General features: G+C 65.9%; 22 protein-coding genes. 9 read left to right on the forward strand and 13 right to left on the reverse strand.

From position 1 onward, the window contains the following. Nucleotides 1–29 precede the first annotated feature (29 nt). Nucleotides 30–899, forward strand: coding sequence for a tetratricopeptide repeat protein (locus tag DWB23_RS16870; RefSeq protein WP_121743948.1), 870 nt, complete (start codon nt 30–32; stop codon nt 897–899). A gap of 6 nt (nt 900–905) precedes the next feature. Further along, nucleotides 906–1,199 (forward strand): DUF424 domain-containing protein, encoded by a 294-nt coding sequence (locus tag DWB23_RS16875; RefSeq protein ID WP_121743949.1) that lies wholly within the window; start codon nt 906–908, stop codon nt 1,197–1,199. Nucleotides 1,200–1,240: 41 nt separating this feature from the next. Here DWB23_RS16875 and DWB23_RS16880 read toward each other — a convergent pair whose 3' ends face one another. Then, the gene (locus DWB23_RS16880; protein ID WP_121743950.1) at nt 1,241–2,116 is read right to left on the reverse strand and encodes an ABC transporter permease; all 876 of its coding nucleotides are present in this window, start codon (nt 2,114–2,116) and stop codon (nt 1,241–1,243) included. After that, nucleotides 2,113–3,093 (reverse strand): ABC transporter ATP-binding protein, encoded by a 981-nt coding sequence (locus DWB23_RS16885; protein WP_121743951.1) that lies wholly within the window; start codon nt 3,091–3,093, stop codon nt 2,113–2,115. Before DWB23_RS16885 ends, DWB23_RS16880 begins: the two co-directional genes overlap by 4 nt. 388 nt (nt 3,094–3,481) lie before the next feature. Between DWB23_RS16885 and DWB23_RS16895 the strand changes: the two genes are divergently transcribed. The 7 genes from DWB23_RS16895 (at nt 3,482) to sufU (ending at nt 8,648) form a co-directional block, all read left to right on the forward strand. Further along, the gene (locus DWB23_RS16895) at nt 3,482–4,726 is read left to right on the forward strand and encodes an aminotransferase class V-fold PLP-dependent enzyme (RefSeq protein ID WP_121743953.1); all 1,245 of its coding nucleotides are present in this window, start codon (nt 3,482–3,484) and stop codon (nt 4,724–4,726) included. Between the two features lie 64 nt (nt 4,727–4,790). Further along, nucleotides 4,791–4,934 (forward strand): hypothetical protein, encoded by a 144-nt coding sequence (locus DWB23_RS23120; RefSeq protein WP_162989855.1) that lies wholly within the window; start codon nt 4,791–4,793, stop codon nt 4,932–4,934. Between the two features lie 39 nt (nt 4,935–4,973). Beyond that, entirely contained in the window at nt 4,974–6,095 is a 1,122-nt protein-coding gene (locus DWB23_RS16900) for a PGF-CTERM-anchored ABC transporter substrate-binding protein (protein WP_238717492.1), read from the forward strand. Between the two features lie 12 nt (nt 6,096–6,107). Beyond that, nucleotides 6,108–6,995, forward strand: coding sequence for an ABC transporter substrate-binding protein (locus DWB23_RS16905; RefSeq protein WP_162989856.1), 888 nt, complete (start codon nt 6,108–6,110; stop codon nt 6,993–6,995). Nucleotides 6,996–7,108: 113 nt separating this feature from the next. Further along, nucleotides 7,109–7,747, forward strand: a complete 639-nt coding sequence (locus DWB23_RS16910) for an HD domain-containing protein (protein ID WP_121743956.1) — start codon at nt 7,109–7,111, stop codon at nt 7,745–7,747. Between the two features lie 111 nt (nt 7,748–7,858). Further along, entirely contained in the window at nt 7,859–8,107 is a 249-nt protein-coding gene (locus DWB23_RS16915) for a hypothetical protein (RefSeq protein WP_121744317.1), read from the forward strand. A 121-nt stretch (nt 8,108–8,228) separates the two neighbouring features. Beyond that, entirely contained in the window at nt 8,229–8,648 is a 420-nt protein-coding gene (gene sufU / locus DWB23_RS16920) for a Fe-S cluster assembly sulfur transfer protein SufU (RefSeq protein ID WP_121743957.1), read from the forward strand. A gap of 214 nt (nt 8,649–8,862) precedes the next feature. Here sufU and DWB23_RS16925 read toward each other — a convergent pair whose 3' ends face one another. The 11 genes from DWB23_RS16925 to htpX form a co-directional block, all read right to left on the reverse strand. Beyond that, the gene (locus DWB23_RS16925) at nt 8,863–10,755 is read right to left on the reverse strand and encodes an IucA/IucC family protein (protein WP_121743958.1); all 1,893 of its coding nucleotides are present in this window, start codon (nt 10,753–10,755) and stop codon (nt 8,863–8,865) included. Nucleotides 10,756–10,758: 3 nt separating this feature from the next. After that, on the reverse strand, nt 10,759–12,315 hold the full coding sequence (locus tag DWB23_RS16930) for a lysine N(6)-hydroxylase/L-ornithine N(5)-oxygenase family protein (RefSeq protein ID WP_121743959.1): 1,557 nt from the start codon (nt 12,313–12,315) through the stop codon (nt 10,759–10,761). Then, nucleotides 12,308–12,994, reverse strand: a complete 687-nt coding sequence (locus DWB23_RS16935) for a GNAT family N-acetyltransferase (protein ID WP_121743960.1) — start codon at nt 12,992–12,994, stop codon at nt 12,308–12,310. The genes DWB23_RS16930 and DWB23_RS16935 overlap by 8 nt, the downstream gene beginning before the upstream one ends. Beyond that, nucleotides 12,991–14,901 carry an IucA/IucC family protein gene (locus DWB23_RS16940; protein ID WP_121743961.1) on the reverse strand — a complete coding sequence of 637 codons (1,911 nt, stop codon included), beginning with the start codon at nt 14,899–14,901 and terminating at the stop codon, nt 12,991–12,993. The genes DWB23_RS16935 and DWB23_RS16940 overlap by 4 nt, the downstream gene beginning before the upstream one ends. Continuing rightward, the gene (locus DWB23_RS16945; RefSeq protein WP_121743962.1) at nt 14,898–16,430 is read right to left on the reverse strand and encodes a pyridoxal phosphate-dependent decarboxylase family protein; all 1,533 of its coding nucleotides are present in this window, start codon (nt 16,428–16,430) and stop codon (nt 14,898–14,900) included. The genes DWB23_RS16940 and DWB23_RS16945 overlap by 4 nt, the downstream gene beginning before the upstream one ends. After that, entirely contained in the window at nt 16,427–17,800 is a 1,374-nt protein-coding gene (locus DWB23_RS16950; protein ID WP_121743963.1) for a diaminobutyrate--2-oxoglutarate transaminase, read from the reverse strand. Before DWB23_RS16950 ends, DWB23_RS16945 begins: the two co-directional genes overlap by 4 nt. Before the next feature lie 435 nt (nt 17,801–18,235). Further along, complete coding sequence (radA, locus tag DWB23_RS16960; protein ID WP_121743965.1) at nt 18,236–19,267, reverse strand: DNA repair and recombination protein RadA; 1,032 nt, start codon at nt 19,265–19,267, stop codon at nt 18,236–18,238. Between the two features lie 263 nt (nt 19,268–19,530). Next, a complete protein-coding gene (locus DWB23_RS16965; RefSeq protein ID WP_121743966.1) occupies nt 19,531–20,763 on the reverse strand; it encodes an outer membrane protein assembly factor BamB family protein in 1,233 nt (410 codons plus the stop codon). Between the two features lie 590 nt (nt 20,764–21,353). Continuing rightward, nucleotides 21,354–21,734, reverse strand: a complete 381-nt coding sequence (locus DWB23_RS16970; protein WP_162989857.1) for a hypothetical protein — start codon at nt 21,732–21,734, stop codon at nt 21,354–21,356. A 150-nt stretch (nt 21,735–21,884) separates the two neighbouring features. After that, nucleotides 21,885–22,538, reverse strand: coding sequence for a PspA-associated protein PspAB (gene pspAB, locus DWB23_RS16975; protein WP_121743968.1), 654 nt, complete (start codon nt 22,536–22,538; stop codon nt 21,885–21,887). Between the two features lie 142 nt (nt 22,539–22,680). Further along, nucleotides 22,681–23,568 (reverse strand): zinc metalloprotease HtpX, encoded by an 888-nt coding sequence (htpX, locus tag DWB23_RS16980; protein WP_121743969.1) that lies wholly within the window; start codon nt 23,566–23,568, stop codon nt 22,681–22,683. Between the last annotated feature and the right edge of the window lie 282 nt (nt 23,569–23,850).

Genomic DNA, 23,850 nt, shown 5'->3' on the forward strand with positions numbered 1-23,850 from the left:
TTAACAGTCGTCGCCGCCACATTCCAGTAATGACTGATCGAGAGGGCGATAGCGACCACCCCTTCTCCGAAGGCGAGGGCTTCGGTGACGCCTACGACGAGTTCGATCTTGATCCGCCGGAACTGGGCGTCGACCCGTCGAAGGTCGATCCCGTCGACTCCCGCGTCGTCACCGACACGCTCGACAAACACAACATCGGCAGCGACGACGTCGATGCGAGCGAGTTGCTCGACGTCGGGCTGAACTACATGCAGATCAACCGCTACGAGCAGGCCACCGAGGCCTTCGACCGGGCCGCCCAGTTCGCCGAAGACGACCGCCTCGAGCAGGAGGCGTGGGTGAACAAGGGCGTCGCCCACGCCGAACTCGAGGAGTGGGACGCGGCGATCGGAGCCCACCGCGAGGCCCTGCGGATCGACGATTCGAGCGAGCACGCGGCGACAGCCGAGACGAACCTCGCCTACGCGCTCTGGGAGTTCGGCGAGACGTCCGAAGCCTTAGAGCACGCCGAACGCGCCGTCGAGATCGACGAGCGCTTCGCCGAGGGCTGGTTCAACCGCGCCTTCTTCCTCTCGGAGCGCGGGCTGTCCGAGGAAGCGCTGCACTGTATCGACAACGCGATTCGGCTGGGACTGCGCAACGCCAAGGTGCTCGAGGAAAAGGCCGAGATCCTCGAGGAACTCGGCGAGTACGACGAGGCCGAGGAGATCGCCGAGGAAGCAAACGAGATGCTCGAGCGGGCCGAACAGCGTCTCGTGGAGGAACGAACGGAGATGCAGGGACACGCGGACGGTCCGGACGGACAGGCACAGCACCACGACCAGAGTCGACAGGGGAACACCGACATCACGGATCCCGGCCGCGCGTCCGACCGCGACGGCGAGTGGGAGCTCGAGTAACGACGAATGATCGTCAACGAACGGCGGACGCCGGAAGGGTTGCTAGTCGCCGTCTGCGACGAGGAGGTTCTCGGCGAGACCTTCGAGAGCGACGACCTCTCGCTGACCGTCACCGAGGAGTTCTACGGCGGCGACGAGGCGGACGAGAGCGCCGTCATCGACAGCCTCGCGCGGGCGACCGTCGCCAATATCGTCGGCACGCGCGCCGTCGAACTCGCCATCGAGGAGGGGGTTATCGACGAGGCGAACGTTCTCGAGGTCGGGTCGACGCTGCACGCGCAGTTGCTGCGGATGTCGTAGGACGAATCGCGTACGGGTGACCCGTCGACGGCGAAGGCCGACTACAGGTCCGTTCTACTGAACCGATAGTAGCCGATCGCGACGGGAACGACGAGCCAGAACAGCAAGACGACGACGCCGAACCAGTCCTCGAGGTAGAACGGCGCGTCACCCGCGTACCGCTCGGCCGGGCTCAGCTGGGCCGCTTCGAAATCCTCGAGTCCGTACTGGAACGTGAAGGGATAGACCGTCCCCTCGATGGTATTGCTCGCCAGCGTCGTGTAGGCGGACATCGGGTTGAACTGCTGGAGCACGAGGTACCACGTTTCGGCCTCGATGGGCGGCCCCTCGTCGTAGAGGAGGTAGTACGGGCCGGCCGTGACAAGCTCCCACAGGGCGACGAAGATCATGTAGATGCCGACGACAAGCGCCATCGACTTGCCTCGCGTGGAAGTGCCGGCGGAGACGCCGACCGCGAGGCCGGCGAAGGCGGTGCCGAACAACAGCGTGATCGCGGCGAACCCGAGCCAGTCGACGAGCGGTACCGAGCCGAAAAACACGGCCCCCAGCACGAGCGAAACGACGAAGGCGAGGCCGACGGCCGTTCCGACGACGGCCATCCGTCCGAACAGTTTTCCGAAGACCACATCGGTCCGGTTCGGCGGCAGGCCGAGCAGGAGTTTGATGCTGCCCGAGCGGCGCTCTCCGACGACGGCCATGTAGCCCGCGATGAGCGCGGCGATCGGAACGATCGTCTGGAGCGGGAACCCGAGAAAGCCGAGCACCTCGGCCGCGGTCGCGTCGCCGTCGACGTACCAAATCGCCGTGTACCCGATGATGACGATTCCGACGAGCAGGCCGATCAGCGCCCAGAGCAGTTTCGAACGGCCGGCATCCTCGAACTCCTTGCGGGCGACGGTGGGAATGTGCGACGTCATTCGACCACCTCCGTTCCTGTGGCCTCAGCGGCCGCACTCGCACCAGCGGCTTCCGTTTCGCGCTCGCCCCCGCCGTTCGTCAGCGTCGTGAACAGCGACTCGAGGGAGACGTCTTCGATCCGCATATCCTGAATCGTCGCTCCGGCGTCGTCGAGCGCGGTCACGACGCTCGCCTTCGCCGCCGAATCGGTGACCGTGCACTCGAGGGTGCGTCCGGACGCGGTGACGTCGGCGATCCCGGCGATCGAGGCGACGGTGGAACGGCGTTCGGCGGCGGACTCGGCGAGCGTGAGTTCCATCGTCCCGCCGCCGCCGATCGACTCCCGGAGCCCCTCGATCGTGTCGACGGCGACGAGTTCGCCCTCGTTCAACACGCCGACGCGGTCACAGACGGCCTCGACGTGCTCGAGGATGTGACTCGAGAAGAAGACGGTCGTTCCCCGTTCGGCCTCCGCGCGAACGATCTCCTGCATCTCGCGGATACCGTGGGGGTCGAGCCCGGAGGAGGGCTCGTCCATGATGAGGAGGTCCGGATCGCCGACCAGCGCCATGCCGGTCGCGAGTCGCTGGCGCATCCCCTTCGAGTAATCGCCGGCCGGCCGGCTGGCGTCGTCGGCCGAGAGTCCGACGCGCTCGAGGATCCTGTCGGGGTCGTCGGCGGCGGCTTTGGTCTCGATCGCGAACTCGACGTGGCGACGGCCCGAGAGGCGCGGGTAGATGTCGAACCCCTCCGGTAGCATGCCGACGCGGGGACTGATCTCGTCGATCTCGTCCTGAGCGTCGTAGCCGAGAACCGTCGCCGATCCCGCGGTCGGCCGGGTGAAATCGAGCAACATGTTGATCGTCGTCGACTTGCCGGCACCGTTCGGGCCTAAAAACCCGAACACCTCCCCCTCCTCGATCGTGAGGTCGAGGGTATCGACGGCGGTAAGCTCACCGTACCGCTTCGTCAATCCCGCTGTGGTAATCGCAGCCATCACCTTGGCAATCACACAGGAAGACCATATAACCAAGTGACGTCCTCCCGGCGTGAGCGCGAGGCGGACGATTCCGGGGATCGATGGGTGCCGCCAAGTCACCGACTCTGGGTTCGGTTCTGACTCCGATCCGTGCCTCCCAAAGATGTTTGGACATATCGATATATCGAGCGGCGAAAAACACGGCGATGGCAGGGTCGCGATAGTGGACACCGCCATGCCCCTGCTGAGGCACTCACCCACCATCCGCCGTCCCCCGCTCCTGCTCGAGAACCGAGCACCGTCGTTGATCGAGACAGCCCCCGGATCGGCGTCCGAGCGCTGGTGAAGCGGCAGAATTGCCGTCGGACCGAAGGAGTGTTTTGTCTGGGACGCCTCCTAGCCGCCAATGAGTCAACAGAACCTCGAGCCGCTCGATGTGGGGGCGATCCGCGACGAGTTCCCGATTCTCGAGCGCGAGTTCGACGGCCAGCAGGTCGTCTACCTCGACAACGCGGCGACGACCCAGACCCCGGATCCGGTCGTCGACGCGATGAGCGACTACTACCGCGAGTCCAACGCGAACATCCACCGCGGAATTCACCACCTCAGCCAGGAGGCGTCGATCGCCTACGAGGAGGCTCACGACCGCGTCGCCGACTTTATCGGTGCCGACGGCCGCGAGGAGGTCGTTTTCACCAAGAACACGACCGAGAGCGAGAATCTGGTCGCCTACTCGTGGGGCCTCCACGAACTCGAACCCGGCGACGAGATCGTCCTCACGGAGATGGAACACCACGCCTCGCTGGTCACGTGGCAACAGATCGGCAAGCGAACGGGTGCCGACGTGAAGTACATCCGTATCGACGAGGACGGTCGCCTCGACATGGACCACGCCCGCGAACTCATCACCGACGACACCGAGATGGTCTCGGCGGTGCACGTCTCGAACACGCTGGGGACGGTCAACCCCGTTTCCGAACTGACCGACCTCGCGCACGAACACGATGCGCACTCCTTCATCGACGGCGCCCAGGCCGTTCCCAACCGGCCCGTCGACGTCGAAGCCATCGACGCCGACTTCTACGCATTTTCGGGGCACAAGATGGCCGGCCCCACCGGCATCGGCGTTCTGTACGGCAAGCGAGAGCTACTCGAGGAGATGCAGCCCTACCTCTACGGCGGCGGCATGATCCGGAAGGTCACCTTCGAGGAGTCGACGTGGGGCGACCTTCCCTGGAAGTTCGAACCGGGGACGCCGCCCATCGCCGAAGCCGTCGGCCTCGAGGCCGCCATCGACTGGCTCGAGGAGATCGGTATGGAGCGCATCCGGGCCCACGAGGAGGAGATCGCACGCTACGCCTACGAGCAACTCGCGGCCGAAGGCGACGTGGAGATCTACGGCCCCGAACCGGGACCCGACCGCGCCGGCCTCGTCAGCTTCAACATCGACGGCGTCCACGCCCACGATCTGGCCTCGATCATGAACGATCACACGGTCGCCGTTCGCGCCGGCGATCACTGTACCCAGCCGCTCCACGATAAGCTGGGCGTGGCGGCGTCGGCTCGAGCGTCCTTCTACGTGTACAACACGCGAGAGGAAGTCGACAAGCTGATCGCCGCCCTCGACGACGCGCGTCAGCTATTTAGCTGACGCGCGAGGGTCGTCTCGCCGAACGAACTATACCGTTATATCGCAGCGAGGGTGAGAGTTCACCGTGGACAAATCGGCTCTCGCTGACATCTATCACGGCACGAACGAGCGGGCGATCGCCATCCGGGGGCTGTTGTTCGCCATCGTACTGACACCCGTCTTACTACTACGAGAGGAGGTCTCGAACCGAATGAAACTGAGATTGTAATAGCCACATATATATTGAGCTGCTGGAGTGGATACGTGCATGCACCGCGCGTGGAGTATGCTGGTCGTGTCGATCGTGATCGTCGGAGCGTTCGCTCCGATCACCGCCGTCGGAGCCACGGCGGGGAACGGCGTCGTCTCCGCCGAACCGTCGAGTGAGGGTGACTGTCAGTACCCGGTAACCGAAACCGACGGCACCGGAACGGAGGTAACGCTCGAGGAAGCGCCCGAAACGGTCGTGACGCTCAATCCGAGCCTCGCCCAGACGATGTGGGAGATCGGTGCCGAGGAGCGGGTGACCGGTCTCACGAGCCACGCCGAGAACCTCGAGGGAGCGGAGAACCGGACGAGCGTCTCGACCGACGACGCGACGATCGATCCCGAGATCGTCGTCGATCTCGATGCCGATCTCGTCCTCGCGACGAGTTCGCAGTACGTCACCGAGGAGATGATCGAGACGCTGCGAGAGTCCGGACAGACCGTCTACTACTTCCCGGCGGCGGAGTCGATCGACGACGTTCGCGAGCGGACCCGTCTCCTCGGCTCGCTGGTCGACGAATGTGCGGGCGCTACCGAGACCGTCGACTGGATGGACGAGGAACTCGAGGTCGTCAGCGAGGCGATCGACGGCGAGGACCGGCCCGACGTCCTCTACACGTTCTTCGGGTTCACCGCCGGGGAGGGGACGTTTATCGACGAACTGATCGAGGCCGGCGGCGGCACGAACGTCGCGGCCGAGGCCGGAATCGACGGCTACCAGGAGCCCGACGCCGAAACCGTCGTCGACGCGAATCCCGAGTGGCTCGTCCTCAACACCAACTCGCCCGACGTGCCGGAGACGCCGGCCTACGAGGCGACGGCTGCGGTGCAGAACGATCGGACGCTGATCGTCGACATCAATCACCTGAACCGACCGGGGCCGCGGATCGTTCACGCGATCACGGCGTTCGCGGAAGCGTTCCACCCCGACGCCTACGCCGAGGCCACCGCCGAGGCCGGCGTCTCCGACGACTCCTCGCAGTCAGCGGACGGGTCGGAGAGGTCGGAGACGACGGACGAAGTGCCGGGGTTCGGGTTCGGCCTGACGACGGTCGCCGTTTCGCTCGTCGTCCTCTCGCTCGCGACGCTGAGCAGGATCCGGCACGGTCATGATCGTTCCTAAACGAGTATCCGTATGAACGTCATTTCCACCTCGCCGTCGTCAACGGAGATCCTGTACGCACTCGGCGTCGAACCGGTCGCAGTCTCTCACGCCTGTGATTACCCGCCCGAAGCCGCCGAGTTGCCCGCGATCGACGTTTCGAAGGTCGACGCCCGCGCCAGCGCCGACCGTCACGAACAGGTCCGCGCCGCGACCGCGAACGGCCACCTCTATCGGATGGACGCCGACCGGATCGGCGATCTCGAACCCGATCTCATCGTCACGCAGGGCGTCTGCGGCGTCTGTGCGGTCGACGACGTGCTCGTCGACGAGACGCTCGCCGACCTCGAGGTCGACCCGGACGTCCTCGCGCTCCGGGCGAATCGGCTCGAGGACGTCCTCAAGTGCGTCCGCGAGGTCGGCGAGGCGGTCGGGAAGGAAGACCGAGCGGCGACCCTGGTCGCGGCGCTCCGCGACCGGATCGCCGCCGTCGAGGAACGGGTTCCGGACGGCGACCGGCCGCGGACGGCCGTCCTCGAGTGGATGGACCCCGTTCGACCCGCCGGAAGCTGGGTCGCCGACGTCGTCACCGCCGCGGGTGGCGAGTACGGGCTCGGCGATCCGGGCGAGCGCTCCGAACCGATCGAGTGGGACGCGTTTCTCGAGTACGATCCCGAGGTGATCGTCGTCGCCCCCTGCGGGTTCGACGCCGAGCGAACCTGCGAGCAGTTCGACGAACTCGCCGGTCGTGCGGGATGGGACGACATCACCGCCGTCCGCGAGGACCGCGTGTTCGTTCTCGACGGCGGCGCGTACCTGACCCGGTGGACGCCGCGACTCGTCGACGCCGTCGAGCGACTCGCGACGCTGTGTCACCCGGAGACCGTCGGCACACCGGCGGACGATATCGTTCGCCCGTGAGGTGTTGCTTCGCCGGTCGCGGATCGCGCCGCGATCGATCCGATGCGACGACGGGCAGCCGCCGCTCAGCCGCTGACCGTGGATTTATTACTCGTTCCGGATCAGCAACGGACATGCTCGAGGCAGTTCGGACCCGCGCCCGCCCGTACTTCGAGGCAGCGTCGCCGGCCCACGACTGGCACCACGTCGAGCGGGTGGAAACGCTCGCGGAGACGCTGGTCGACCGCCACCCGAAATCGGCGTCGGTCGACGACCGCGTCGTGATCCTCGCCGTCCTCCTCCACGATATCGGCCGCCAGCGAGAAGATCGAGGCGAGATCGACGACCACGCGACCTGGGGAGCGGCGGAAGCGGGTCGAATTCTCGACGATGTCGGCGCGAATGCGGAGACGATCGAGCGCGTCCGGCACTGCGTTCGCGCCCACCGGTACTCGAACGCGATCGAACCCGAGACGCTCGAGGCGAAACTCGTCAGCGACGCGGACAACCTCGACGCCCTCGGCGCGGTCGGCATCGGTCGCGTCTTCGCCTACGGCGGCGAACTCGGCCAGCCGATTTACGATCCCGACGTTCCCGTCGTCGACGACGAGTCCGCGGCCGGGCAAGCCCAGTACAACCACCTCCACAAGAAGATCCTCGACCTCCCCGAGCGCATGTACACCGACGCCGGGAGGGTGCTGGCTGACGATCGAGTGGGGTTCGTTCGCGAGTACATAGAGCGGTTCGAGAGGGAGATTACGGGCGAGCAGTAGCGGCCGTGGAAATTCCGGACGCCCGCGCTCTCGAGCCCTCCGAGGATCGACGGGAAACACGGAGGATTTTTTGTCGATCGCGCGTACTAGCCTAGTACCGAGGTGAGAACGATATATGAGCGATCGCTCGACCGACCCAGACGAGATCCGTTTGACGCCCTGGTTGACGTTCTCGCCGCGGTGACCCGGTACGATCTCCTCCTCGGGATCGTTCCGATTGCGTTCGCGGTCGCGCTGGTCGCGGCGAGCGTCCCGAGCGTTTCGACGGGACAGGCGATGTTCGGTGCAGCGCTCGTCGGCGTGTTCGTCGTCGTCGATGCCTGCTACCGGAACCCGCCCGTCGATCGGGAGTCGCGATAGCGGTTCCGGCCAGCATCCGTTCGATGGACGCCGGTGATTCGCGAGCAGGTCCGCTCGCGATACCGGCGGACAATCACCCCCGGAACCCTTTTACAATTCTCCGGCCTATTCGATGGTACCAATGGGACTGGGTTCGGATATGTACAGACAGCAGATCCTCGACCACTACAAGAACCCCCGTAACTACGGGCAACTCGAGGATCCGACGTTCACACACGTCGGCGAGAACCCGATGTGTGGCGACGAGATTCGCATGGACGTCAGACTCGATGACGACGAAGAGACGATCGAACGGGTGGCCTTCTCCGGCGACGGCTGTGCGATCAGTCAGGCCTCCGCGAGCATGCTCTCGAAAGAACTTCAGGGAAAGACGGTCCCGGAACTGCTCGAGATGGACCGCGACGACGTCGTCGACATGCTGGGCGTCGACATTTCGCCGATGCGGATCAAGTGCGCGGTGCTGGCCGAGAAGGTCGCCCAGGACGGCGCGGAGATCTACCAGGGCGAACTCGATAAGGAGAAGACGACGACCGAGGACTGAGCTGATTTTCGACGGCCACCTACACGAGCGGACCGACGATTCCGAGTGCGATTCCCGCTGAGACGACGAACAGCACGTCGAACCGCCGGACACCCGAATCGCCGAACCGGAGTTCGCGGCTGCGATCGTCGTGCAGCGAGCGGGAGAACCCGCACGTCGCTGCCGGTGCTGTCGCGTCGCGATTCCGCCGCCTAACCGGCAGCCCGCGCGGGATTCACCGGGAGGTCGTCATCTCGGACTCGACCTCGTACAGCGGGTTCCGAACGATGCCGTGATCGACGGCGTGGGGCCGCTCGGGGCGGTCACCGTAGCCGATATCGACCATCCGGTTGCGGTTCAGGGTCAGCTTCGGGAACGTGGGATCGAGGAGGTCGAACAGTTCGAATCGCTCCTCGAGGTCGGGGAACCGCGCCTGATAGTCGTCGATCGCGGCCCGCACCTGCGTCCAGAACCGGTCCTCCGAGTAGCCGTGATGGCGAGCCAGCAGATCCGCGAGGTAGCGGTAGACGCCGACGAACAGGCCGTAGACGACGAACAGCCGCAGCTCGCTCGGCGGCACGGACAGGAGGACGTCCTCGAGGTCGTCGGGAAGGTCCTGCAGTTCCTCGATCGGGTACTCACAGACGTTGACGTCGTCGACGAAGTCCTTGACGGCGAGTCGGGACGGTCGGTTGTCCTCGAGGACGAGGATGGTGTTCTCCCCGTGGGGCGAGAAAGCCGTCCCGTACCGGTAGAGGTAGTGTAGCAGCGGCGGGAGCATCGTAGCGAACAGCTCGTCGAGCCACGCCGACAGCGTGAGCCCGGAGCGCTCGGCGAGCTTCGAGACCACCGGCTCGCCGTCTTCAACGTGCAGCAGCGACGAGAGCGTCATCGCGCGCTCGTCGTCGTCGATCAGCCCCGTCACGCTCTCGCGCCAGACGCAGCCGAACAGCTCGTTGAACTGGTACGGCGGGGCCTCGAGAGCGTCGAACGTCGGATGGTCGACGTTCACGCCGGCGATTTCGCCGGGGAGGACGACTCGGCACTCGTCGCGCAGGAACGGGTCCGAGTCCCGGACGTCCTTGACGTACTCCGTAACGAGCGGCGCGGCCTCGGTGCGCTCGCCGGGGAGCCCGCGCCAGACGAGCGTGTTGCTGATCATCATCGGGAGCTTCACGTTGTGTTTCCCGGGTTCGTCGGCGTTGACGAACGTCCGGATCGACTGCATGGGCAGGTACTCGTCCGGTCCCTGACCCAGCGGAACGATGTCGTCGCTCGCGAGTTGCTGTCCGAACAGCGGGACGATCGCGTGTTCCCACTGCCAGTCGTGGATCGGTACGAAGACGTAGTCGTCCGGCTCGAGCCCGCGGCCCGCGAGTTCGTCGCGGAACCGGTCGTAGTGCTCGCCGAGTTCCGAGCGCAGCAGCGGCTCGTACTCGAGACCGTCGACGCTCACGAAGGCGGCCGCCTCGCGCGAGACGGCACACCACGAGAGTCGAATCGACTCGGCGCGCTCGGGCGCGTACCGCCGGTAGTCGTCGTACCCCCAGCCGACGCGGCCCTTGTTGAACGTGAGCCACGGGTGGCCGGTCATCTCGCCCTCGATCTCGCCGTAGGACATGTCGAGCACCGATCGTTCGGCCCCGTCGGCGTCGATGTGGGCGTCCGCGAGCAGCGAGTTGGTGTACTCGCGCACGAGGTGGCCGGCCGTGAGCGAGTCCATCTCGATCGTCGGCTCGAGGTCGACGACGAACTGCAGCGGGTCGTCCGCCGGCTCGAAGCCGTCGCCGTCGCCCGCGTCGCGTTCGATCGAGTCGGCGCGAACGCCGACGCTGTCCCAGTAGCGCTCGACGGCGTCGAAGCGGTAGCGCGTTCCCTCGAGGTCGATCTCGTAGCGGCTCCAGTCGGTCGAGTCCGACGCCGGTTCCGCCTCGAGCGCCGACGATCGGTCCGATCCCTCGTCGACCGGATCGGGATCGATCAGCCCCTCGTAGGTGAACTCGCGCAGCATCTTCGCGAGCAGTTCCCGCCCGGCGTCGTTCCAGCGGGCTTCGGTCAGCGCGTCGTCCAGCGTCTCGATTCCGTCGAGTCCGTACTCCTGATCGTGATTCTGTCGTGTATTTTGCATGAATTACTCCGTTTCGAGTGGGTTCGATCGCACACCGTCGGTGCAAACCGGCGCGTGATCGGCGAACTGGTCGACGTCGAAATCCTGAAAGACGGTGTTCCGGTCGATTGGGTATACCTCGCCGCCGGCGAGCCGTGCGATGATCACCGAATTTCGGTAACAGCCCAGGCCGAGGTCCGGCGCGCCAACGCCGTGCGTGTGGACCTCGGCGTTCTGGACGAAGATTCGGCCCCCGGCAGCGCTGGTGCCGTCGGCGGCGTCGGGGTGATCCGCCCCGCTGTCGTCGCTCCCGAACTCGCCCTCGAGACGGTACGCCTCGCCGATACGGAACCGTCCCCGCTCGTCGAAGGCGATTCGGTCGGCGATCGGCTCGAGGAACGTCGGCGTCGGGCGATGGTAGCCCGTTCCGAAGATCACGGCGTCCGTCTCGAGGGCGAACGCCCGCTCCTGGTGGCGCTGCTCGCACTCGAGCCAGTAGCTGCCGTCGGCGCGCTCGACGTTCGCGACCTCGGTCGTCGCGAGCATGCCGAAGTCGGGCTCGCCATCGCCGATCGAGCGCTCGTAGAGGGTGTCGTAGATCCGCTCGCTGGTCTCGACGTCGATCCCCTTGTAGAGCAGATCCTGGTCGGTCAGCAGGTCGTCCTTTCGCGACTGGGGCAGGTCGTAAAAGTACCGCGCGTACTCGGGCGTGAAGTGCTGGAGTCCGAGCTTCGAGTACTCCATCGGGAAGAAGCCCTCCGAGCGGGTGAGCCAGTCGAGCCGGAAGTCGTGTGCGGACTGGCGCTCGAGCAGGTCGAGGACGACCTCGGCGGCGCTCTGGCCCGAACCGACGACGGTGATCGAGTCCGCCTCGAGCGCGGCGTCGCGACGCTCGAGGTAGCTCGCGGTGTGGAACACCCGCTCGTCCGCATCCTCGCCGCCGTCTCCGCCCACGGTGGGATCGGCGTACTCGCGGGCGAACTCCGGCACGGCGGGACGCGAACCGACGCCCATCACGAGGTCGTCGGCGCGGTAGCGGTACCGCCGACCCGTCTCGGGGTCGACGGCCTCGACGACGAACGCGCCGGTGTCCGCCGCGTCCGCGGTATTCGAATCGGCAACCGCCTCGACGTAGTCGACGCTCGTCACCTCCCGACCGAACTGTGTCGCGGAGACGCGCTCGGCGACCCAGCGCAGGTAGTCGTCGTACTCCTGACGAGGGATCTGGAACGTCTCGTAGAAGTAAAACTCGTAGATTCGGTCGCGCTCGCGGAGGTAGTTGAGGAAGCTGTAGCGACTGGTGGGATCGGCCATCGTCACCAGGTCCGCGAGGAAGGGAACCTCGAGCGTTGCCCCCTCGATCAACATCCCCTCGTGCCAGGCGAACTCGGGTTCGCGCTCCAAGAAGACCGCGTCGAGGTCGAGACCGTCGCCGTCGAGCAGCGCTGCCAGTCCGAGGTTGAACGGGCCGAGGCCGACGCCGAGGACGTCGTAGTGACCCCGGTCGACGACGTCCTCGGCGTCGTCGCCGTCGATGACGGCGGCCGCGGCGGCTGTAGCGTCGCTACCGTCCTCAGTCATCGTCGCTCACCTCGGCCGGCCGTGCGTCGGTCTGCTCATCGGCGTCGCCGCCTCCGCTCGCGGTCGGCGACCAGATCTCGGCTTCGAATCGCTCGCGCGGGCAGACGACGAGTCGAGCCGTCTTCTCCGCTTCCTCGAACTCGAACTCGTGGCGGAGGTCGCACCCGCACCGCTCGGCAACGGCGAACACCGCGTCGTTGCGGGCGTCGGGTTCCAGGACGACCCTGTCGGTCTCGGCGTGGCGGAACTGGAAGGCGACCATCGCTCGAAACAGCGCGGTCCCGTATCCCCGTCCGACGTACTCCTCGGGGCCGATCAGGAGGTGGACTCCCCTGTCGGCCGGCTCGACGTCGTAGTACGACGCCAGGTCGTCGTCCGCGGGCCGGTAGGCCTCCCAGTAGCTCATCGGCACGTGATCCAGGCAACCGACGTACGGTGTCAGGTGATCGTCGGCGAGCTTCTCCCGCATCGCCTCGCGGAACTCGGGCAGCGGCCGGTCGAGGTCCCAGTAGGGCTTGACGTGATCCGAGCCCAGCCACGCGTGCAGCCGGCCGAGGTCCCGCTCGAGCGAGACCGGCCGAAACCCGATGTGCCGGTCGATCGTCTCGTCGTAGTGCTCGAAGTCGTACTCGGAGCTGACCGTCGCGTGCGGACCGCGAGCGGGTTCCGGTGCCGTCATCGACTCACCTCCGACTGCGTCGCGTTTGGTGAATCGGACGAGTCGAGCGGATTGCCCGCGCCGACCGTCTCGACGAGCGGATTCGGGACGTCGGCGTAGACCGACTGCTCGTCGAGCGAGGGTGCCTCGAGTTCGTCCAGTCCGCGGAACCGGGTCAGGAGGTTCGCCTTGCACGGCACGGTCGCGGACTCGAGCAAGGGGTCCAGAATCGACGTCGTAGGTCGGTCGAACGCCCGGAGCGACTCGAGTTGCTCGCGGAGCGCGTCGAGCAGTCGGTTCTCGTCGACGAGCCCCGCGGTACCGAAGGCGTTGATCACGCCGAAGGCGTTGTTGAGGATGACATAGTAGCGGATCCGCTCGTCGGCGACAGCATCGGGACAGATCGTGCCCGCCCGCTCGCCGACGCCGGGGAGGAGCGGCTCGATCCGGTCGTAGGCACCTTCAGGGAGGTAGTAGCCCTGGTTATCGCGATAGCGGAACTCGGCGGGGTAGCCCGCCTCGTCCAGCGTCAGGACGCTGTTTTGCTGGTGGGCCTCGAGGCCGAGCCCTCGCTCGAGGTAGAGCCACAGCAGCGGTCGGACGGAGATCTCGAGGTAGCGGCGGAACCACTCCTCGCTGACGGCGGCGGTGTCGCGGTCCTCGCGCTCGGCGATCGACTCGACGACGCGTCCGAGGCGGGACTGCCCGTCGCCGATCGCGTCCTGACAGAGCCCGACGACGGGTGTCGCCTGCCGGGCGTCGTCGCCCCGGAACGGGTTCTCTCGAAGAACGACCTCGAAGCCCGACTCCGATCCGTCGAGACCCAGCGCGTTCGGATCGATCGTCAGGTACGCCGGATCCCGGATCACGTCGAACGCGGGGAATCGCTCGGCGAGTTCGTCGCCGAGGTCCGTCGCCAGCAGGTCCGAGATCGCGACGCCGCGCTCGAGTTCCGGGCGCTTGTTCGTGCGCAGCGAGTTGGTGATCTCGACCGCGAGCGACCCCTTGACCATGAATGGCGATTCGGGCGCGTACAGCGTTCGAACGGACGTCGTCGGGTGGAACTCCCGGCCCAGCGGGCCCAGCGACTCGAGTTTCCCCGCCGAGACGAGTTCCCGGACGGCGGATCGATCGAACAGTCGCTCGGCCTGCCACGGGTGGACCGGCAGGAGGACGTCGTCGTCAGCGAGACGATCCTCGAGGAACGAGTCGGCGACGGTCGGATCGTCGCGTAGCGCCTCGCGGACCCACTCCGCGGCGGATTCGTCACGAGCGGACCCGCTCGCGACGATGTCGGGATCGGCGCGGACGTAGTGCAGCGGGAACGAGCCCTCGAGTTCGGGCGCGTACGTCCCCGCGTCGCGTTCCATCCCCCGCCGGCTCTTCGGCGTCGGGTGCCGGAGGTGACCGAAGACGAGCGACTGCTCGGCCTCGCGGAAGGTGAACTCCGTCCCGTACAGGGCGGCCTCGTCATCCGCGCGAGCGCCGACGTATCGCTCGATATTTCGACACGAGCGGATGACGCGCTCGAGGAGGTCGTCCCGGGTCCCGTCGCCACCGCGCTCGAGTTCGAGTTCCTTCGTCGCGAGCGTCGCGAGCGTGGCGTAGTCCAGTTCGACCGGTTCGCCGTCGGCGCCGGTCCGGTAGTACGCCGGCAGATCGAACAGGTGACGGCCGGTGGGGGACCGATAGCGCACGGGGGCCAAGAGATCGACGTCCTGGTTCGGCAACGAACACCGCAGGACGAGTCCGCTCGCCGGCGCGCGCTCGAGGGGGACGTCCGCAGCCGCGACGAACTCGCCGGCTCCGGTCTCGTGGCAGTAGCAGTTCAGGAAGCTGTGCACCGTCGCGTCGCGTGCGAGTCGGCTCGCAGTCGCGCGACGCTCGTCCGTCGCCGTCGTCGGTGTGGGTGATTGTGGTGGAGTCATGCGGAAGTACTCAGTTCGCGTTCGAGCGTCTCGCCCCGGTCGACGACCGCCTCGAGGATTCCTCGAAGGTCCGCGATCGTCGTCCGCGGGTTCAACAGGGTGAACTTCAGGGCGGGAGTGCCGTCGACCGAAGTGCGCGCTAGCAGGGCCTCGCCGTCGGCCAACAGCTCGTCGCGGATCGCGCGGTTGATTCGGCCGGTGGCGTCGGCCGATCGATACCGAAAGACGACCGCGCTCAGTTCGGGGTCACAACACAGCTCGAGAGCGGGGTCGGCGCGTATCTCGTCGGCGGCCGCGTCAGCGAGGGCGCAGACGTACTCGACGCAGTCGGCCATCCCGGTCCGACCCAACGCGTTGAACGTCACGAACGGCTTCAGCGCGTCGAACCGGCGCGTCGTCCGGAGGGACTTCGAGACGAGGTTCGGGACCCCCGCCGCGTCGTCGCGTTCTGGATTGAGATAGGCCGCGTTGCGCTCGAGCAGCCGGTAGTGGTCGGCGTCGCGGAGCAAGAACGCCCCGCAGCTGATCGGCTGGTAGAACAGCTTGTGGAAGTCGACGGCGATCGAGTCGGCGCGGTCGATCCCCGCCAGCTTCGGGCGGAGGCGATCGCTGATCGCACACGCCCCGCCGTAGGCGGCGTCGACGTGAAGCCACAGGTCGCGGTCGGCGGCGCGATCCGCGAGCGGGGAAAGCGGGTCGATGCTACCGAAATCCGTCGTGCCGGCGGTAGCGACGATCGCGAACGGATGTCGGCCCTCGGCTTCGAGTCGGTCGAGGGTGTCGTCCAGCGCCCGGAGATTGATCCGGCGATCGCCGTCGGTCGCGACCGTGACGACCGCGTCTTCTCCGAGACCGAGATGGTGCGCGGCCTGCTCGGCCGTGAAGTGGGCGGCGTCCGAACAGATCAGCCGGAGATCCGCTCCTTGGGGTGGCAGTCCACCGGTCTGGACGGTCCGATCGAACCGCGTTTTGCAGTACCAATCGCGAGCGAGCAACAGTCCGAGGAGGTTCGACTCGGTGCCGCCACCGGTGAAGACGCCGTCCGCGCCCGTCGGATACCCGAACAGGTCGCAACAGGCGTCGACAACGCGCTCTTCCAGCACGGACGCCGCGGGAGCCTGATCGAACGAGTCCAGCGACTGGTTCGTCGCCGAGAGCAACACCTCCGCGGCCAGCGCCGGGATCGCCGGCGGACAGTGGAGGTGGGCGACGCAGCTGGGATCGTGAACCCGAACGGAATCCGCGAGCACCTCCTCGGCGACCGTCTCGAGGGTCTCCTCGAGGGAGGTTCCCTCGTCGGGGAAGACCGAGCAGGTATCGAGTCGCTCGCGAAGCGTTTCGTGGTCGGTTCCCGCGTACGGTTCTTCGGCCGTCGCAAACGACTCGACGAGGTGCTGGCGCGCCCGGTCGATCGCGTCCTCGTAGGCGGCGATCCCGTCGGCGTCGCCGAGGAAGGCGCTCGCCGCTGCGGGTGGCGTTAGCTCGTCGTCGCTCGAGCGGAACCGCCCCGTCAGTTCGTTGCCCGTCACGCCGGTGCCTCCGTGCGGCCGCGGGTGCGGTCGACGACCGCGCGCACGCTCTCGTGGACGATCTCGCCGATCTCGTCGATCCGCGACGCCGAAATCGACAGCGGCGGGAGGAATCGGACGACGCTCCCGTGTCGACCGCCGGTCTCGACGACGAGTCCGCGGTCGAACGCCGCCGACTGGACGGCCGACGCGAGGTCGCCGTCCGCGGGGGCGTGTCCGAGCGAGTCGGGTTCCCCGTCGGTATCGACGAGTTCCATCCCGAGTAGTAGCCCGCGGCCGCGGACGTCGCCGGCCGCCTCGAACGTCGCGGCCGTCTCCTCGAGGTGGCCTCGCAGGCGGTCGCCCATCTCGGCGGCGTGGTCCTCCAGGTGGTTCTCGAGGACGTACTCGATGGTCGCGGTGCCGGCGGCCATTCCGAGCTGATTGCCGCGGAACGTACCCGCGTGCGCGCCGGGTTCCCAGACGTCGAGAGAGTCGTCGTAAACGACGACCGATAACGGAAGACCGCCGCCGACGGCCTTCGAGAGCGTCATCACGTCCGGGACGACGTCGGCGTGCTCGACGGCGTACAGTTCGCCGGTGCGGCCGAGCCCGGTCTGAATCTCGTCGACGATCAACGGGATGTCGTGCTCGCGGGTCACGCGACGCATCTCCCGAAGCCACTCGGCGGGTGCTGGCACCGCGCCGCCCTCTCCCTGTACGGGCTCGACGATCATCCCTGCAGGATCGACGATACCACTATCGGGATTCGAGAGCGTCCGGTCGACGTACTCGGCGCTCGTCCTCCAGCAGTCCTCGCCGCCGAGTCCGAACGGGCAGCGGTAGGCGTGGGGGTACGGAAGGTGGTGGACGTCCGGCATGAGACCCGGAATCGGCTCTTTCGGCTCCGTATCGCCCATCAGGCCGAGCGCGCCGTGGGTCATCCCGTGGTAGCCGCCCTGGAACGCCAGCATCGATCGGTTGCCCGTGGCCGTCTTGACGAGTTTCAACGCGGCCTCGACGGCGTCCGTGCCGGCGGGACTGCAAAACTGCACCCGCGCGTTGTCGGCGAACTCGTCGGGAAGGCTCTCGAGCAACCGATCGACGAACCGCTCTTTGACCGGCGTCGTGAGATCGAGCGTGTGAACGGCCCGACCGCGCTCGAGTAGTTCCTCCATCCGTTCGACGACCGCGGGGTGGTTGTGCCCGAGCGCGAGCGTTCCCGCGCCCGCCAGACAGTCGACGTACTCGTTCCCGTCGACGTCCTCGAGGATCGCACCGTCGGCGCGTTCGATCGCGAGCGGCAGCGACCGCGGATAGGTCCGCGCGTTCGACTCTCGACGCCTCTGCTGGGCGAGAAGTTCGCCGGCCGACGAATCGTCGTCGGTCACGGCTTCTCACCGCCCCTCGAGAATTGATTAGTGAACTGATTTGTTAGTGTTTGTTCGTCCATCGTCGAGTTTTAGGCCAACCTAAACTAATAAAAGTGTGTCGGTTTTTAGGCTAACCTAAAACATATATCGGAGGACGTGAGATGGTAGAGATACGGAAGTAGACGGGCTAAGAAGCGGCGTACATCGCGAAGGCGGTGCATCCGGACGTCCTCGTAGATTCGCTCGTTCGGAACGACGTCGCGATCGATCGAAACGAGTTCGCGTCGACACTGGACGGATACTCACGCTCCGATCGCTTCCGTCACGAGGCGAGAGACGAAGGCAGCATCGGCGAGTCGAGCGAGAGACGAAGGCAGCATCGGCGAGTCGAGCGAGAGGGCGGTCGTTATCTCGCTCGAGAGAGCGCCACGAAAAGAGAGCGCTAACTGGGAGTTATTCCGGCTTCAGGCCCGCACCCTGGACGCGCATGACGCCCTCGCCGTCGGCGAGGTTCGGTGCGTCGACCAGCCGAACGATCCGCTTGTCGCCTTTGGACTTGCGGAGGTAGATACGGAACGTGGACTTGTGGCCAAGAATGTTCCCGCCGATGGGCTGAGTCGGGTCGCCGAAGTACGAGTCGGGGTTCGAAGCGACCTGATTCGTCACGATGACGGCGGCGTTGTAGAGATTGCCGACCTTGTCGAGATCGTGCAGGTGCTTGTTGAGCTTCTGCTGTCGATCCGCGAGCTGGCCACGGCCGACGTACTCCGCGCGGAAGTGAGCGGTCAGGGAGTCGACCGCCAGCAGGCGAACGGGGTACTCCGAATCCTCGTGTTCGCCGGCCAGTTCCTTCGCCTTCTCGGCCAGCAGCATCTGGTGGTTCGAGTTGAACGCCTTTGCGACGTGGATCTTATCGAGGATGTCGTCGACGAGTTCGGTGACCGCGTCCTCGTCGGCCGCCGAGCCCTCGATCTCGCGGTCCTCGAGCGTCGCGTCGATGACGTCGTCCGGCAGTCCGCGGACCATGTCGTCGATCCGCTCGGGCCGGAACGTATCCTCGCTGTCCACGAAGATGGCACAGCCGTGGAGGCCGCCGACCTCCTTTGGAAGCTGGACGTTAACGGCCATCTGGTGGGTGACCTGGGACTTCCCGGAGCCGAACTCGCCGTAGACTTCCGTGATCGACTGGGTTTCGATGCCGCCACCGAGCAGGTCGTCGACTTCGTCGATCTGCCAGCTCAGTTTGCCGATCTCGTTCCGGCGCTCGAGCACGGTCGAGCCGGTCTCGAAGCCGCCGATGTCGGCGGCGCTTCGGGCGGCGCGAACGATGTCCGCAGCCGTGGAATCGCCGACGTCGGCCGTGTTCGAGAGCTCCGAGGGAGCGGCGACGGCGAGGCTCTGGAAGGAGTCAAAGCCCGCGTCGTGAAGCTTGTCTGCGGTTGCCGGTCCAACACCAGGGAGGGTCTCGAGGTCTGCGTCTGCCATAGCTGTTGATGAAGCCCGCACCATAATAAACCCCCGTTAACAGGGAAGTGAAAGTGAAAGTGCAAGGCTGCGGAGGGGTGATCGAGATGATACCGGGAGGGTTATCCGTGATGCATCGCGCGGCGGAGCTTACACCGAATCGGACGAACCACCGGTCCGCAGAACGGGACGAATCAACAGTCCGCAGTTTCGAGAACGCAGCAGGTTACGAAACCCGGCGATTGAGAAGTCGAGACTGCGCCATCGCTCGAGCGAACACCGGCTTACGGCTTCGGGACGCCGTGTTCCCACTCGAGGCAGGTGAGTTGTTCGGCGTCGCTACCGACGTACAGGCTGGCTTCGCCGAGCGCGGGCGTGCCCGTGACCGCGCCCTCGAGTCCGAAGTACCAGCAGAGATCGCAGTCGTCCGTAACGTCGATGCCGTACAGCGAGCCGGTGGAGTCGCCGACGCAGACGATGTCGCCGGCGACGACGGGACTCGAGCAGACGTCGCCGTCGAGCGCGACGCCCTTCTTCGCGAACAGCCAGCCGCGGAGTTTGCGCCGGCCGAAGGTCGTGTCGGTGACGTGGAGGTAGCCGTCCGAAGCGCCGACGAACGTCGAGTCCAGGTCCGGACGGATGGTCGCGGACGACGTAAACGAGCCCTGGATCTGGTAGGTGAACCACGACTGCCCGCTGTCGGCGTGCAACGCGACGAGCGTGCCGCTGTCGTCGGCGACGTACACCCGCTCGCCGGCGACCGTCGGTCCGTCGACGACCGCGCCCTTCGTCGGCGCGTCCCAGAGTTCGTCGCCGGTTCCGGCCTCGAGCGCGAGCACCGTTCCGTCGGCCGTCCCGACATAGACGCGGTCCCCGTCGTACGCGCCGTCGCCGTCGTCGCGCTCCATCCGCGCGTCGCCGAGTGACAGCAGGTCCACCGCCTCGTCGTCCAGCTCTTGCCCCCAGTCGTGGCGCGCCCGGTCGCGTGCGCGGTCGACCGCCGGCGAGCCGGCGACCGGCGCGTCGGTTTCGTGGGTCCAGACGACCTCGCCGCTATCGGGCTCGAGCGCCGAGAGGCCCTCGGCGTGGCCGGCGTAGAGCAGCGCCGGAGCCGCGTCGTCGCTCGGCATCGACCCGTCGGCCGCGGCCAGTGCGAGCGCGGCCTCGAGCGAGCCCGGTAACTCGGCCGACCAGCGCTGCTCTCCGGTCGACGGGTCGAGCGCGTAGACGGTCCCGTCCTCCGTGCCGAGATACAGGGAGTCGCGGGTGACGACCGGCGCTATGTCGGTCGCCGCCGTCGTCTCGAACGTCCAGCGCCGGCGTCCGCTCTCGCGGTCGAACGCGTCACAGTTCCCGCGGCTCGTCCCGACGAAGACGGTATCGCGGTCGAGCACCGGCGAACCGCCAGGGCCGACGAGATCGACCGTCCAGGCCTCCTCGATCCGGGAGGGTCCCTCGAGGTCGCGTCGGACCCCCGTATGTCGGGGATCGCCTTTGAACTGATTCCAGTCGGTCACTACGTGGGGCTACCGAGCGAATCGGTATAACGAATGGGGAACGGAGCAGGTTTCGAGTCGATCGATGGAGGGGCGGCGAACCGGAGCGAAAAGCGACCGATCGCGGATCTCGGCGGCCTATAGTAGCCACCGAACGTCAATGAACATCCCATCGCACGATGGTAGCGCAGTTCAGAGCGGGCGAGGTGAACGAGAACCGCGGACTACGCGATGGGTGTGTAGATCGTTTCAGTTGTTCCGAGATCTCGACTTGGCGAGGACTCAGATCGGAAGCGGCGAGCCGACGGCTCGTTGGCGAAGAGAGGGGATCGGCAGGAAAAGGGGGGACAACTGGTGTATGGCGCAGTTGTAATGATGTGGCGGTGATTCCTGCCGTATGTCAAACTGTCGCGTTGGGGGCAGATATCTGTGACCCCAACATAGTTTGGTACCGGTCCGGCGGCGGAGTCAGCCGGTCGCTTCCGGCGGCTACTCCCAAGGATGGGTACCACGCTCGAGTCGCGCTCACGATCGGACCGGGGCAAAGGGGAAAATCAGCCACGACGGGTTTGGAGGACGTTTGGCGAGCCGGAGCGACTGGATCAGCCGGGCTACGTTGACCGCACTACTGCAGTCGAGACTATTGAGCCGACGACGGCACCAGCACCGGTCCCGAGACCGAGTTCGATCAGGAGTACTTCCGGAGAGGTCCACAGATCGGTCCAGATGATTGCGAACAAAAAGAATAGTGATAGGAACAAGTACACGCCGAATACTCGGTCCATCGCGCGTCGAATCGGAGCAACGATCTCACCGACCCCGAGAACGGGGCCGAAGAGGCCGCCGAGTCCGAGAATCAACGGAGAGAGCGACTCCGGACGGGTATCGGTTTCGAACGCGGCTACGCTCATTATTCCGGTGAGAGCTATTCCGGTGAGTAGTATCAGATACAGTTCTGATCGCTTGGGACGGGTTGTGTCTTCTGTCTCCATTTCCATCTCATGAAGACACGGTGGCATTTCTGTGAGGGACGATACTGTGAGATGACCATACACTCATTATGTACTATATAATTTATATCCCGACATATTCGTTTCTATATCCGACCTCTGTCCTCGATAAAAATATGGGCTGGTCGCGGATCACTCCCAGGGGTGCGTGCCGCCCTCGCTCGGCCACAGCGGGTACCAGTAGTCCTTCTCGCGCTCGATCTCGAGTTCGCCGTCCAGGCTCGCCTCGAGTTTAAACTCCGCGCTCGAGTCGCGCTCGCGACCGGGTCGAGGGACGAAGGGGTAGAACCGTCCGCGACGGAACGAGTAGATCCAGTAGGCGGGCTCCGTCACTTCGGCGGCTCCGCCGCCTCCGTCTCGATGCCGCTTCGCGGCATCGTCCCCCTCGTAAGCGAAGACGGCCGCCAGGAGTCGGGAGCCGTAGTCGTGCTCGATGAAGGTGTCCGCGGCGAAGTGCATGCTCGTGATGAGGTCCTCGGGGTCGTCGTCCTCGAGGACGACCCAGTGGTAGCCGTGGTCGTCGCTGGTGACCGAGAACTCGGTGCCGGTCTCCTCGCGACCGGCCTCGAGGATCGACTCGACCTCGTCGACGGCGTCGCGAAAGCTGCTCGAGTCCACGCCGGAGAAACAGAGCGCGCCGACGTCGAGCGAGTCGTAGCCGAGTTCGGTCTCCATCGTGATGTAGGCGGTACTCATGCCGAAGAGGTCGTCGGGGTCGGCGTCGCGTCTGGCGTCGGCCTCGGCGCGTAATCCGAGAACCGACCGGAGTCCGTCGAGCAGTCCCATGTCTCGTCTAACACGGACAATCCCTTAGAAGGATTCTGGTTGGTCGGCTGCGGAATTCGATCATACTGGATGACCCCTCTCGGCTTACACGAGTAATAGCCCGGTTCCGTCGGTCGGGAGCCCGCTCAGAAGCGGGTAGCGTCTATAACGCGGTCATCTCTCGCTCGAGGTCGCGAAGCTGTTCGACGCGACGCTCGGTCGGCGGGTGGGTGCTGAACAGTCGACCGACGATGCCGGACTTGATGGGGATGATGAAGAACGCGTTCATCTCGGCCTCCTCGCGCATGTCGTCTTTGGGAACCTTGTCCATCTCGCCCGAGATCTTCAGGAGCGCCGAGGCCAGCGCCGAGGGGTTCCCGGTGATCGCCGCCGCGCCGCGGTCGGCGGAGTACTCGCGATATCGGGAGAGCGCGCGGATGAGCAGGTAGCTGATGATCCAGACGAGCAGCGAGACGAGGATGGCGGCGATGATGCCGCCGCCACCACGACCGCCGCCGCGCCCGCGGCCGCCGCCGAAGAACGCGCCCCAGCGGACGATCATGAACGCGATCGTCGAGAGGAACGAGGCGATGGTCATGACCATCATATCCCGGTTCTTGACGTGGGCGAGTTCGTGTGCGAGGACGCCGTCGAGTTCGTCCTGATCGAGGGTTCGCATCAGTCCCGTCGTCACCGCGACGGCGGCGTTTTTCTGGTTGCGCCCGGTCGCGAACGCGTTCGGCACGTTCGAGTCGACGACAGCCACTTTCGGCTTCGGGAGGTCGGCCTGCTGGGAGAGCCGTTCGATCGAGCCGTGCAGTTGCGGGTACTCGTCGGCCGAGACTTGCTTCGCACCCATGCTCCGGAGCGTGAGCGTATCGCTGAAGTAGTACTGGACCAGCGAGAAGCCGCCGAACACGAGCACGAAGACGATCATGCTACCGCCCATGTAGAGGGAAATAGCTCCGGCGAAGACGATGTACAGCGCAAACAGCAGGAACATCGTCAGGAACATCCGAAACCGTAGACCCCAGTCCGCCTGCCAGTTCATATCCCGTGTCTAGGGGCTCCGACGAAATAAGTATCCTGACGAGTGTGTCTCCGTGCAACATTCGATCGCACCGAACACGTGCGGTATCTGACCGATCACCGAACCGGATCGTCGAACCCCTTCATTTCGCATGGAGACCCTGGTACATGACGACGTCTGACAGGTCGGAATTGACGAGGGTCTGACGCTTGTCTGACGGTTTCGTCGGCCGAGTCGAACCGATGGAGACGTCGATTCCGACGACCGGTCGTTGGCGATCAAGCGCCGTCTCGAGTCGGAGAC

The sequence above is a fragment of the Natronorubrum halophilum genome (assembly GCF_003670115.1).
GTDB lineage: Archaea > Halobacteriota > Halobacteria > Halobacteriales > Natrialbaceae > Natronorubrum > Natronorubrum halophilum.